Annotated in this window: 1 protein-coding gene; it reads left to right on the forward strand. The window is 63.1% G+C overall.

The genetic code is table 11. The features are described 5' to 3' along the window. Positions 1-4 precede the first annotated feature (4 nt). The coding region (locus tag NCS02_RS34630; protein ID WP_250523644.1) for a non-ribosomal peptide synthase/polyketide synthase at positions 5-15,309 on the forward strand (15,305 nt) is incomplete at its 3' end.

A 15,309-nucleotide genomic window follows, 5' to 3' on the forward strand; every position in this document is an offset into this window, starting at 1 on the left:
CGCCATGCACGGTTTTCCCATCACGCCCGCTCAATCGGGCATCTTCTTTCGACAGCAACTCGATTTGCGCGATCCGCGCTTCAATCTTGCTCAACTCACGGAGATCATCGGACCGCTCGATGTCGATGCGCTTCAGGCAGCGCTGCGGCAAACCATCGACGAAGCCGAAGGCATGCGCGTGCGCCTCTTCGTCACCGACGGCTTGCCGCGTCAGACCGTTCCCGATGAGCCGTTGCACTTCACACTGCGCGTGGTCGATGTAAGCGATGCACCCGATCCGCTGGAAGCGATCGATCGCGCTGTGCAGATCGCGCTCGCCACCGCCTTCGACCTCGGCCATTGGCCGCTATTCGATGGGCAGCTCTTTCAGGCGAGCCCCACGCGCTTCTTCTTCTTTCAGCGGATTCACCATGTAGCGTTCGATGGCTTTTCGTTTTTGCTGTTCACGCAGCGGCTCGCAGCCATTTACTCGGCACTGATCCAAGGAGACGATCCCGCACCGTCCGGCTGGGCGCGTCTTGCCGATCTCCTCGATAACGACGCCGAGTATCGCGCGTCCAGCGCCTTCGAAAACGATCGGCAGTTCTGGCACGAATACATGGCGGGTTGCCCCGAGCCTGTGATCCTCTCGGCATGCATGGCGCCCGAGCCGATGCCCGCAGAAGCCTATTCGCAGGCGAGCGCGCGGATCCGTCTGTCGCCCGACACGACCGCGCGCATGCGCGATATGGCCGAACGCAACGGCACGACCTGGCCGCAAATCATGACGGCGGTAATGGCCGCCTATGTCGCACGTCTGAGCGGCCAGCCCGAAGTGGTGCTCGGGTTGCCCGTCACCGCACGCGTCGGACGTCTGGCGAGAAGCGTGCCGGGCATGTTGTCGAATGCGCTGCCGTTACGAGCGATCGTCGACGAACGCACGACCATCGTCGATCTTCTCGATGCCGTAACACGGCAAAGCCGCCGCGTACTGCGTCATCAGCGCTATCGCGTGAAAGATATCCGGCGCGATGTCGGCCGCATCGAAGCCGACAGGCCGCTCTTCGGTCCGACGGTGAACATCATGCCGGAGTACAGCCGTGCGCTGAACTTCGCGGGCTGCATCATCGGCTCGAATCGCTCGTTCTATGGCACGCCCGATGATCTCGCGCTGATCGTGCATGACCAGGGCGATGAACTTGGCATCGAATTGATGTTCGATGGCAATCCGTTGCTCTATACGCCCGAGTCCGTCGAGGCGCACGCGCGCCGCTTCACACGTCTCCTCGAACAAGTGCTCGATCGGCCCGATGCGCCGCTGCATACGCTTCAGCTCGTGTTACCTGAAAGGCAGGCGCTCCTCGAACGCTGGAACGACACGACCGCGCCGTATCCGGAGCATGAGTGCATTCATCGGCTTCTCGAGCAGCAGGCACCGCTCACGCCCGACGCCGTCGCACTCGTCTGCGATGGCGCATCGCTCACGTTTGCGCAGCTCAATGCGCGCGCGAACCGGCTCGCGCATCGGCTCATCGCGCTCGGCGTGCGTCCCGAAGGTCGCGTCGCCTTGTGTATGGAGCGCGGCATCGGCGCGATCGTCGCGTTGTTCGGCATACTCAAGTCGGGCGGCGCTTACATCCCGCTCGATCCAGCTTACCCGGGCGAACGTCTGAGTTACATACTCGGCGATGCCTCGCCTCGGTTGCTCGTCGCCGATGCAGCGGGCCGTCACGCGCTCGGTGATATCGGCGCGCTTACGGTGCTCGATCCGAATGCATCGCTCGACGATGCCCTGCCGAACGACGATCCGCATGTGCCCGCCCTCGCCTCGCATCATCTCGCGTATGTCATCTACACGTCGGGGTCCACCGGCAAGCCCAAGGGCGTGATGGTCGAGCACCGGCACGTGATGAACCTGCATCATGCGTTGCAATCGACCGTGTTCGCGCATTGCGCGCCGCATGCGGGCGTGACGCTGAACGCAAGCATCGCCTTCGATGCGTCCGTGCAGAATCTGACCGCGTTGCTGTCCGGGCATCGGCTCGTCATCGTTCCCGCCGATGTGCGCACCGACGCGATGGCGCTCGTCGATTTTCTCGACACATCCGGTATCGACGTTTTCGACTGCACGCCGACGCAACTCGAATCGCTGTTCTCGGCCGGTCTGCTCGAACGACGGCAAGCGCCACTGACCGTGCTCGTCGGCGGTGAACCGCTCACGCCGCAGACGTGGAGCCGTCTTGCGCGCGCACAAGGCATACGTGCGTTCAACGTCTATGGTCCGACCGAATGCACGGTAGATGCGACTTTCGCGGAGATCACGCATGAACAGGCGCGACCGGTTATCGGCAAGCCGCTCGCCAACACGCGCACGTATGTGCTCGACGCACGGCGTCGCACGGTGCCGCCTGGCGCGGTGGGCGAGCTGTATATCGGCGGCGCGGGTGTCGCGCGCGGCTATCTGAATCGTCCCGAGCTCACGGCCGAGCGCTTTCTCGACGATCCGTTCGTGCCAGGCGCACGCATGTACCGCACCGGCGATCTCGCCCGCTTTCATCTCGACGGCAATATCGAATTCCTCGGACGCAATGATCTGCAAATCAAGATTCGCGGCTTCCGCATCGAGCCCGGCGAGATCGAGACGCAGATCGCGAGTCATCCGGCCGTGCGCGATGCGGTGGTGATTGCGCGTTCGCGCACGCCCGGCTCGCAGGATCAGCAACTCATCGCCTATGTCACCGCACGCGATGAATTCGGCATCGATGCCAGCGACTTGCGCGAACATCTGAGGACGCGTCTTCCCGACTATATGACGCCCGCCGCGTTCGTTGCGCTCGATGCGCTGCCGCTTACGCCGAGCGGCAAGCTCGATCGCCGCGCGTTGCCCGATCCGCAAGCCGACGCCTTCGCGCTGCGTCCCTTCGAAGCACCGCAAGGTCGCACCGAAAGCGCGCTTGCCGGACTGTGGGCTGAACTGCTGGGAATCGAACGTGTCGGTCGGCATGACAATTTTTTCGCGCTCGGCGGCCACTCGCTGCTCGCGGTGACGTTGATCGAGCGCTTGCGGCGCATCGGGCTGCAAGCGAGCGTGCGAGATCTCTTCGCGACGCCCGTGCTCAGCGCATTCGCCGATGCCATCGATTACGCCGCGCCGAAGTCCGACATTGTCGTGCCGCCCAATGTCATCACGCCCGCGAACAGCGCCATCACGCCGGACATGCTGCCGCTCATCTCGCTGACGCAGACGGATATCGATCGCATCGTCGATCAAATGCCTGGCGGAATCTCTAACGTTCAGGATATCTATGCACTCGCGCCGCTTCAGGAAGGCATCCTGTTTCATCACATGCTCACGACGGAAGGCGATCCGTATCTGCAAACCGCGCGCCTCGCGTTCGACAGCCGCGCCCGTCTCGATGCATGGGTCGATGCGTTGCAACAGGTCGTCGCGCGGCATGACATTCTGCGCACTGCGTTCGTTCACGAAGGCGTGACGACGGCGGCGCAAGTCGTCCTGCGTCATGCGCCCGTGACGATCGTCGAAGTCGACGATCTGACGCATCATTTCGATGCGCGCACGCAGCGCCTCGATCTCGCTCGCGCGCCCCTGATGCAGATTGCAATCGCACGCGACGCGAGCGGGGATCGCTGGCTGATGCAATTGAACTGGCATCATCTGATCGGCGATCATGCGACGCTCGAGGTCATGCATGCGGAAATCGGCGCGATTCTCGATGGCCGCGCGCACGCGTTGGGCGCGGCGCAACCATTCCGCGACCTTGTCGCGCAGGCCCGGCTCGGGGCGAACCATGACGCGCAGGAAGCCTTTTTCCGCGACATGCTCGCCGATGTCAGCGAGCCCACGTTGCCGTTCGGCTTGACCGATGTGCATCACGACGGCTCGGCCGTCGCCGAAGCGCAGATCACGCTGCCCGCCGAACTCGATGCGCGTCTGCGCGCGCAGGCCCGGCATATCGGCGTCGGTCTCGCGAGTCTCTGTCATCTCGCGTGGGCGCGCGTGTTGAACGCGGGCAGCGCACTGGATTCCGATGGGTGCGTGGTATTCGGCACCGTGTTGCTCGGACGCATGCAGGCGGGCGTCGACCAGGCGCTCGGGCTCGTAATCAACACCTTGCCGGTTCGCTTCGACATCGACGACGCTTCCGTCGCTGACAGCGCGCGTATTGCGCATGACCGTCTCGCCGCGCTGCTGCAGCATCAGCATGCCCCGCTCGCGCTCGCTCAACGATGCAGCGGCGTCGCCGCGCCCGCGCCGCTCTTCAATGCGCTGCTCAACTATCGTCATAATCGCGCATCCGACGACCGGCACACCCCCTTCGACGGCATCGAACTGCTCGGCGCCGAAGAGCGCACCAATTATCCGCTGACGTTGTGCGTAGATGACAACGGCGATAGTCTCGGTCTCATCGCGCAGACCGTTGCGCCGCTGTCGCCCGCACAGCTCTGTGGATATATGGCGCAGGCTTTGTCGAGCCTTGCGCACGCACTCGAAGAAGCGCCGCAAACGCCGGTGAATCAGCTCGACGTCGTGCCGCCCGACACGTATGAGTTGCTGGTGAAGACATGGAACGACACGGCTTCGTATCCATCGGACATGTGCATTCACCAGCTTTTCGAGCAACAGGTCAGGCGCGTGCCCGACGCGGTCGCGCTCGTCTTCCAAGATCAATCCATGACCTATGCGCAATTCAATGCGCGAGCGAACCGGCTCGCGCATCGTCTGATCGCGCTGGGCGTGGGACCGGAAGATCGCGTCGCGTTATGCGTGGAGCGTGGCATCGGCATGATGGTCGCGTTGCTCGCGATCCTCAAGTCCGGTGGCGCTTATGTGCCGCTCGATCCCGCTTATTCGGGCGAGCGCCTGAGCCACATTCTCAGCGACTCGACGCCGCGCCTGTTGCTCGCCGACGCCCCCGGCCGCGCGGCGCTCGGCGATACGGGCGAGCTTACCGTGATCGATCCCGATGCATTGCTCGACGACGACATCTCGCAAGACGATCCGGTCACGGCCGTCGCTCCGTCGCATCTCGCATACGTGATCTACACGTCCGGTTCTACCGGCAAGCCCAAGGGTGTGATGATCGAGCACGCGCAGATCGTTCGCCTCTTCGATGCGACGCACGACTGGTTCAATTTCGATGAACGCGACGTATGGTGCCTGTTCCACTCGTTCGCCTTCGACTTCTCGGTCTGGGAAATGTGGGGCGCGCTGCGTTATGGCGGCAAGCTCGTGATCGTGCCGCAACAGCTTGCGCGCTTCGCGCCCGACTTTCTTCGACTGCTTCAGCGGGAACGCGTGACCGTACTGAATCAGACACCGAGCGCGTTTCGCGCATTGATTCAGGCGCAGGAGACGAACGATGCGCCCACCGCGTTGCGCTATGTGATATTCGGCGGCGAGGCGTTGAATCCTTCGATGCTGGAGCCGTGGTACGCGCGTCATTCGGATCGGCATCCGCGCCTCGTCAACATGTACGGCATCACCGAGACGACCGTGCATGTGACTTATCGACCGCTCGATCGCGAAGACTGCGCGGACAGCCACAGCCCGATCGGCGTGCGCATTCCTGACCTCACGATCTATCTGCTCGATGCGCAACAGCGGCTCGCGCCTGTCGGTGCGGTCGGCGAGTTGTATGTCGGCGGCGCGGGCGTGGCGCGCGGCTATCTCAATCGGCCCGAGCTGACCGCGGAGCGTTTCATCGACGATCCCTTCGTTCCGGGCGCGCGGCTCTATCGCACGGGCGATCTCGGACGGTATCGTCCCGATGGCAGTCTGGAGTTTTTCGGGCGCAACGATCATCAGGTCAAAGTTCGAGGCTTTCGTATCGAGTTGGGAGAGATCGAAGCGCAGATCGCCAGTCATCCGGCGGTGCGCGAAGCCGTCGTCATCGCGCGCGCACGCGATGAAGCGACGCAGGATCAGCAACTCATCGCCTATATCACCGGCGTTTCCGACATCGACACGAGCGACCTTCGCGAGCATCTCGGTTCGCGTCTGCCGGATTACATGGTGCCGTCCGCGTTCGTGACGCTCGATGCCTTGCCGCTTACGACGAACGGCAAGCTGGATCGACGTGCGCTGCCTGATCCGCAATGGCAGAACCTCGCCGTGTATGTCGCGCCGCGGACATCGCTCGAGACATCGCTTGCCGAGTGCTTTGCCAGCGTGCTCGGCCTCGAACGCGTGAGCATCTTCGATGACTTCTTTGCGCTTGGCGGACACTCGCTGCTCGCCACGCAACTCGTCTCGCGACTGCGCGAAGCCCTGTCGATCGAATTGTCCTTGCGCACGCTGTTCGATGCGCCGAGCGTCGCCGCGCTCGCCGACGCGTTGGAGGACACGGCTCATCGCGCCGGGGCGCGCCCGCCGTTGCAAGCGTTGCCGCGTCCCGCGCAAGTGCCGCTGTCGTTCGCGCAGGAACGCTTGTGGTTCCTCGATCAACTCGATCCGGGACAATCGACGTACAACATACCCGTCGCCGTGCGCCTTTTCGGCTCGCTCGATGTTCACGCATTCGAAACCGCGTTGAACGCGCTCGTGGCACGTCACGAGAGCCTTCGCACATCGTTCGTGGAGCACGACGGCCAAGCGATGCAATGCATAGCGTCCAGCCTGAAGATCGCGCTGCCGATCATCGAACTCGATGAACGCGTCGCCGATGAGCAAAGCGCCGAGGTCCGCCGTCTCGCGCAGATCGAAGCCTCGCGCGCCTTCGATCTTCAACATGGACCGCTGCTTCGCGCGCGATTGCTGCGGTTGTCATCCGCTGAACATGTCCTGTTGTTCACGATGCATCACATCGTCTCGGACGGCTGGTCTATCGGCGTGCTCGTTCGCGAACTCGGCGCATGCTATACGGCTGCCGTGCGCAAGGAGCCGGTTGCGCTTCCGCCCTTGCCCGTGCAGTACGCCGACTTCACGATTTGGCAGCGTGCCTGGCTCGCCGATGCGGAACTGGAACGCCAGACGCAATACTGGCGCGGTCGTCTTGCCGATCTCGCGCCGCTGGACTTGCCTCTCGACCGTCCGCGCCCCGCACAGATCAGCGGACGCGGCGCGACCTTGCCTTTCGCGCTCGGCCCCGCGCTGTGCGAACGGCTGTATGCGTTCGCGCAGCGGGAAGGCGTCACGCCTTTCATGCTGCTACTCGCCGTGTTCCAGACGCTGCTTGCGCGCCTTTCCGGACAGAACGATGTCGCCGTCGGCTCGCCCATCGCCAATCGCACGCATGCACAGATCGAGCCACTCATCGGCCTCTTCGTCAATACGCTCGTGCTGCGCGCCGATCTTTCGGGATCGCCGTCGTTGCGTACGTTGCTCACGCAAGTCCGCGAAACGACGCTCGCTGCTTACGCGCATCAGGATTTGCCGTTCGAAAAGCTCGTCGAAGCACTCGCGCCGGTTCGGGACACTAGCCGCCCCGCGTTGTTTCAGGTGATGTTCGTGTTACAAAACGCGCCGCTCGAACCACTCGCGCTGCCCGGCCTCACGCTGGAACCGCTGCCACCGGCCGAAGCCGGCGCCAAGTTCGATCTCACGTTGGACCTGACTCATACGCAAGACCATCTGACCGGCAGCCTGAACTACGCCACCGACCTCTTCGATGAACGCACCATCGCGCGCTTCGGCGAGCGCTTCGCGCGCTTGCTCGAACAGGCGCTCGATCAGCCCGATGCGCCGCTCTTTGCGCTCGACATCGTGCTGCCCGAGGAGCACGCGCTCCTCGAACGATGGAATGACACGGCAACGGCTTATCGCGACGATGTTTGCATTCAGCAACTCTTCGAAGAGCAAGTCCGGCGCACGCCGGATGCCCTCGCGCTCATCTTCGCGGACCAGTCGCTCACGTACACGCAGCTCGATGCGCGCGCGAACCAGCTTGCGCATCGGCTGATCGCGCTCGGCGTGCAAGCGGAAGATCGCGTCGCGTTCTGCATGGAACGCGGCATCGGAGGAATCGTCGCGTTGATGGCGATACTGAAGGCAGGCGGCGCGTACGTGCCGCTCGATCCCGCTTATCCGGGCGAACGCCTGACGCATATCCTCACCGATGCGATGCCTCGTCTGCTCATTGCCGATGCCGCCGGTCGCGAAGCATTGGGCGACACGGGTTCGCTCACTGTCATCGATCCGCAAGCAGCGCTCGACGACGCGTATCCGCAGGATGATCCGCACCCGAACGTCAGGCCGAGCAACCTTGCTTATGTGATCTATACATCGGGTTCGACCGGCAAGCCCAAAGGCGTGGCGATCGAGCACGGAACGCTCGTCGCGTCCACCTTCGCGCGGCACCGGTTCTATGAGCGCGCACCGAACGAACGCTTCCTGCTGCTGTCGTCGCTCGCGTTCGACAGCTCCGTCGCAGGCCTCTTCGGCACACTCACGAACGGAGGCTGTCTTGCGCTCGTCGATCTCGATACCGCGCGAGACCCGGACGCGATCATCGAACTGGTGCGGCACCGCGACATCACGCGTGTGTTGTGCGTGCCGTCGCTCGGTCAGGCCATTCTCGACAGTATGTCGTCGAGCGATGATCATAAGCTTCGCGAGATCATCGTAGCGGGCGAAGCGTGCCCGCCCGGACTCGCGAAGCAAAGCTCCACGCTGCCTCGACCGGTCGCCCTCTACAACGAATACGGTCCGACGGAAGCGACGGTTTGGGCGACCGCGTATCGGTGCCTGCCGGAAGAGTCGAACCCGGTGCCGATCGGCGGTCCCATCGCGAACACGCGCGTCTATCTGCTGGATGCCGAGCGCCGCCTGATGCCTGTCGGCGCCGTGGGCGAACTCTATGTCGGCGGCGCGGGTGTCGGACGCGGCTATCTGAACCGTCCCGAACTCACCGCCGAGCGCTTCCTCGACGATCCCTTCGTACCGGGCGGGCGCATGTATCGCACCGGCGACATCGCACGCTATCGCGCCGATGGCAACATCGAATTTCTCGGACGCAACGATCATCAAGTCAAGATTCGCGGTTTCCGTATCGAACTCGGCGAGATCGAGGCGCAGATCGCGAGTCATCCGTCGGTGCGGGAGGCTGTCGTCATCGCGCGCACGCGGCATGAAGCGACGCAGGATCAGCAACTCATCGCGTACGTCACCGGTACGGACGAGATCGACGCGGGCATCTTGCGCGAACATCTTGCATCGGGCTTGCCCGATTACATGGTGCCCTCGGCGTTCGTGGTGCTCGATGCCTTGCCGCTGACGCCCAACGGCAAGCTCGATCGTCGCGCATTGCCCGATCCGCAGTGGCAGGATCAGGCCACATATGTCGCGCCGCGCACATCGCTGGAAGAAACCCTCGCGCAATGCTTTGCCAGTGTGCTCGGCCTTCAACGTGTCGCCGTGTTCGATAACTTCTTCTCGCTGGGCGGTCATTCGCTGCTGGCCACGCAACTCGTTTCGCGCGTGCGCCAAGCGCTCTCCATCGACTTGCCGCTGCGTGCCTTGTTCGATGCGCCGAGCGTTGCAGCGCTTGCCGAAGTGCTTGCGCTCGATGAGTCACGTCGCGTCGCGAGCGCCTTGCCGCCTCTGCAAGCACGCGAGCGACCCGCTCATCTGCCGCTTTCCTTCGCGCAGGAACGTATGTGGTTCCTCGAACAACTGGATCCCGGACAATCCGCGTATAACATTCCAGTCGCGGTGCGTCTGAACGGATCGCTCGATGTGCCGTCATTCGAGACCGCGCTGAACGCGCTCGTGGAGCGTCACGAGAGCTTGCGAACCACGTTCGCGCAATACGACGGACAGGCCGTGCAATGCATCGCGCCGCACTTGCACATCGCGCTGCCGGTCATCGCGCTCGATGCGCTTGCATCTGGTGCGCAAGCCGCCGAACTGCGTCGACTCGCGCAGGACGAAGCCACGCGGGCATTCGATCTTCAGCGCGGTCCGTTGCTGCGCGCACTCCTGCTGCGCGTTGCACAAGACGAACATGTCCTGCTGTTCACGATGCATCATATCGTCTCGGATGGCTGGTCGACGGGCGTGCTCGTGCGTGAACTCGGTGCGGGCTATGCGGCTGCGTTACGCAATGAGCCTGTTTCACTGCCGCCGCTGGCCGTGCAATACGCCGACTTCACCTTGTGGCAGCGCGATTGGCTGGCGGGTGCAGAACTCGACCGTCAGACGCAATACTGGCGCAATCAGCTCGCCGAACTCGCACCGCTGAACCTGCCCGCCGATCGCCCACGTCCATCGCAAATGAGCGGACGCGGTGCGAGTGTGCCATTCGCGGTAGGTGCCGCGTTATGCGAACGGATCGACGCGCTTGCGAATCGGGAGGGCGTCACGCCGTTCATGCTGCTGCTCGCCGTGTTCCAGACGCTGCTCGCGCGACTGTCCGGTCAAAACGACATCGCCATAGGGTCGCCGATCGCAAACCGCACGCATGCGCAGACGGAACCGCTCATCGGCCTGTTCGTCAACACGCTCGTCTTGCGCGCCGATCTTTCGGGATCGCCGTCGCTGCGTGAACTGCTCGCGCAAGTGCGTGAGACCACGCTCGCCGCTTACGCGCATCAGGACTTGCCGTTCGAGAAGCTCGTCGAAGCGCTCGCGCCGGTTCGCGACACCAGCCGCACGGCGTTGTTCCAGGTCATGTTCGTCCTTCAGAACGCGCCGATGGAGCCGCTCTCGCTGCCCGGCCTGACGCTGGAAGTGATGCGCCCCGCCGATGCCGGCGCGAAGTTCGATCTCACGCTGAATCTGACGCATACACAAGATCGATTCCAAGGCACGCTCGCTTATGCGACCGACCTGTTCGATGAACAGACGATCGTGCGCTTGGGCGAACGCTTCACGCGTCTGCTCGAACAGGCGCTCGATCAACCGGATGCGCCCTTGCACGCGTTCGAACTGGTGCTGCCTGACGAGCATGCGCTGCTCGAACGATGGAACGACACGGCCGAGGCGCATCCCGAAGATGTATGCGTCCATCGTCTGTTCGAGCAGCAGGTTCGACGCTCGCCTGAAGCGACCGCGCTGGTATTCGAAGGCGAATCGCTCACGTATGCCGAACTCAATGCGCGCGCGAATCGGCTTGCGCATCGAATGATCGCGCTCGGCGTCCGGCCGGACGATCGCGTCGCGCTGTGCATGCAGCGCAGCATCGGCATGATCGTCGCGTTGATGGCGATACTCAAGGCAGGCGGCGCTTACGTGCCGCTCGATCCGGCTTATCCGGGCGAGCGCCTGAACCATATCCTCACCGATGCCGCGCCGCGTCTGCTGCTCGCCGATGCCGCGGGCCGGGAAGCATTGGGCGACACCGGCGCGCTCGACGTACTCGATATCGATGCATCGCTCGATGAAGCGCTCCCACAAGAGAACCCGCAAACGAACGTCGCACCGCATCATCTCGCCTACGTCATCTACACCTCCGGCTCCACCGGCAAGCTCAAGGGCGTGATGGTCGAACATCGCCATGTCGTGAATCTGCATTACGCGCTGCAATCGACGGTGTTCGCACGTTGCGCCGCGCGCTCCGGCATCGGTCTGAACGCGAGCATCGCGTTCGACTCTTCATTGAAGAGCCTCACGGCGCTGCTTGCAGGTCATCGACTGATCGTGATTCCCGCGGACGTGCGCACCGATAGTGCGGTGCTCATCGACTATCTGAACAACGCCGATATCGACGCGCTCGACTGCACGCCCACTCGACTCGATGTCATGCTCGCCAGCGGCTTGCTCGAACGCCGGCGGTCGAAGCTGACCTTGCTTATCGGCGGCGAAGCGATCACACAACAGACGTGGAATCGACTGGCGAACGCTGAACAGATTCGCGCGTTCAACGTCTACGGTCCGACTGAATGCACCGTCGATGCGGCGCTTACCGAGATCACGGCAGACCAGGTGCAGCCGGTCATCGGCAAGCCGATTGCCAACGCGCGCATCTATCTGCTCGATGCGCACCTTCGGCGGGTTCCGCCGGGCGCGATCGGTGAGTTGTATATAGGCGGCGCGGGTGTGTCGCGTGGTTATCTGAACCGGCCCGAACTCACGGCCGAACGTTTTATCGATGATCCGTTCATCGCGGGCGCGCGCATGTATCGAACCGGCGATATCGCGCGTTATCGCGCCGATGGCAATATCGAGTTCCTCGGACGCAACGATCATCAAGTCAAGATACGCGGCTTCCGTATCGAGCTCGGCGAGATCGAAGCGCACGTCGCCAGTCATCCGTCGGTGCGCGAGGCTGTCGTCATCGGCCGCATGCGGCATCAAAAAACGCTGGATCAGCAACTCGTCGCTTATGTTACGGCAACCGGCGATATCGACATCGAGGCACTTCGGGAACATGCACGTTCTCGTCTGCCCGACTATATGGTGCCGTCGGCTTTCGTGCTGCTCGACGCGCTGCCGCTGACACCCAACGGCAAGCTCGATCGTCGCGCTTTGCCCGATCCTGAATGGCAAAACCTTGCCGCGTATGTCGCGCCGCGCACCTTGCTCGAACACACGCTCGCGAAGTGCTTCGCCGATGTACTCGGCCTCGAGCGCGTGAGCGTCTTCGACAACTTCTTCTCGCTCGGCGGCCATTCGCTGCTTGCTACGCAACTCGTCTCGCGTTTGCGTCAGACGCTTGCGATCGAGCTGCCCTTGCGGACGCTGTTCGATGCGCCTGGCGTCGCTTTGCTTGCCGAAGCGCTGACGCTCGATGCGCCTTCGGATCGCGCGAGCATCTTGCCGCCTTTGCAGACGCGCGAGCGCCCCGCGCATCTGCCGTTGTCCTTCGCGCAGGAACGTTTATGGTTCCTCGAGCAACTCAACCCGGGTCAGTCCGCGTATCACATTCCAGTGGCCGTGCGTCTCACCGGATCGCTCGATGCTCGGGCGTTGCAGACCGCGATGAACGCGCTCATCGATCGGCATGAAGTCCTGCGCACTTGCTTCGCGCAACACGACGGCGTTCCGGTTCAACGCATCGCAATGCAAGCGCAGGTCACCGTGCCGCTGATCGCGCTCGATACGCTCGATGCCGATGCGCAGGCCACCGAAGTCCGCCGCCTCGCACAAGATGAGGCAACACGCGCATTCGATCTTGAACAGGGTCCGCTGCTCCGAGCGAGATTGCTGCGCCTGTCCGCGCGAGAGCATGTCCTGCTGTTCACGATCCATCACATCATCTACGATGGCTGGTCGACGGGCGTGCTCGTGCGTGAACTCGGCGCGTGCTACACGGCGGCGTTGTCGAACGCGCCTGCTGCGTTGCCGCCGCTCGATGTGCAGTACGCCGACTTCACCTTGTGGCAGCGCGATTGGCTCGCCGGCGCCGAGCTCGAAAGACAGACTCGGTACTGGCGCGATCGGCTCGAAGGCCTCGCGCCGCTCGATCTGCCGACCGATCACCCCCGGCCCTCGCACATCAGCGGGCGCGGTGCCAGCTTGCCCTTCGCCCTCAGCCCGGCGCTTTCCGAGCGGCTGATCGCGCTCGCGCAACGCGAAGGCGCCACGCCCTTCATGCTGCTGCTCGCCGTCTTCCAGACGCTCCTCGCGCGTTTGTCCGGGCAAACGGATATCGCGGTGGGCTCGCCGATCGCCAATCGCACGCATGCGCAAGTCGAGCCGCTCATCGGCCTGTTCATCAATACGCTCGTCATGCGCGCGGATCTCTCCGGCTCGCCTTCGTTGCGTACATTGCTCAGGCAAGTTCGCGATACGACGCTCGCTGCGTACGCGCATCAGGACTTGCCGTTCGAGAAGCTCGTCGAAGCACTCGCGCCCGCTCGCGATACTAGCCGTACGGCGCTCTTCCAGGCGATGTTCGTGTTGCAGAACGCCCCGGCGGAGCCGCTCGCCTTGCCCGGACTCACGCTCGAGTTGCTGCCTCCTTCCGAAGCCGGCGCGAAGTTCGATCTCACGTTGAAGCTCGCGCACACGCAAGGGCGCTTTACCGGTAGCCTGAGCTACGCATCCGATCTTTTCGACGAGCACACGATTGCAAGGCTCGGGGAACGCTTCGCGCGTCTGCTCGAACAAGCGCTAGAAAAACCCGATGCGCCTCTGCACGCGTTCGACATCGTGCTACCCGAAGAGCATGCATCCCTCAGGCGATGGAACGACACCGCTGCTGCGTATCCCCAGCACTTGAGTATCCATCAACTTTTTGCCCAACAGGTCCGACGCTCGCCCGATGCGATCGCGCTCGTTTTCGAAGACGAATCCCTCACGTATGCGCAACTCGATGCGCGCGCTAATCGGCTTGCGCACCATCTCATCGCGCTTGGCGTCGAACCGGAACATCGCGTCGCATTGTGCATGGAGCGCGGCATCGACATGATCGTCGCGTTGATGGCGATACTCAAGGCAGGCGCTGCATATGTGCCGCTCGATCCCGCCTCGGTCGCCGAGCGCCTCGCGTACATGCTCGACGACGCCGATGTATCGCTGCTCGTGACTCAGACATCGTTGCTCGACGGTCTTTCACGGGTCGCGCTTAACGTCTCGATTGTTTGTCCCGACGAAGAAGCGTGCCGTATCGATGCATGTCCCGATATCGATCCCGCCATTGACCTGCAGTCGCACAGCCCCGCGTATGTGATTTACACGTCCGGCTCGACCGGCAACCCCAAGGGCGTCGTGCTGAGTCATCGGAATCTATCGAACTATCTGAGCGGCGTGCTTGCGAGGATGAACGTGCTCGCGCCGTGCAAGATGGCCCTCGCTTCGACCATCGCGACCGATCTGGGCAATACGATTCTGTTCGGTGCGCTGGTCGCTGGCCACGAGCTGCATGTGCTGTCGAACGAACGCACCACTGATAGCTATCTGTTCGGGCAGTACATGCGTCAGCGCGGAATCGATGTGCTCAAGATCGTGCCCGGACATTTGCGCGCGCTCGTTGACGTTACGCTCGACACCGCGCCTGCATTGCCGACGCAATTGCTCGTGCTAGGCGGGGAAGCGACGCGCTCCGACTGGATCCGCCGCGTGCAGGCACTGAAGCCCGGCATGCGCATTCTGAATCACTATGGCCCGACCGAGACGACCGTGGGCGTGTTGACGCATGCCTATCACGATGACATCGCATACGGCATGTCGATTCCCATCGGGAGACCGTTGGCCAACACGCGAGCCTATGTTCTCGATGAATTCCTGCGTCCTGTGCCGCTCGGCGTGACGGGTGAGTTGTATATCGGCGGTACGGGTCTCGCGAGCGGCTATCTGCGGCGCGCGGCGCTCACCGCGCAGCGCTTCGTCGCCGACCCCTTCACTTCTGGCGAGCGCATGTACCGCACAGGCGATCTCGCACGTTATCGTGCCGATGGCAACATCGAGTTCCTCGGCCGCAACGATCATCA

The sequence above is a fragment of the Caballeronia sp. NCF2 genome (assembly GCF_023631205.1).
GTDB classification, from domain to species: Bacteria; Pseudomonadota; Gammaproteobacteria; order Burkholderiales; family Burkholderiaceae; genus Caballeronia; species Caballeronia zhejiangensis.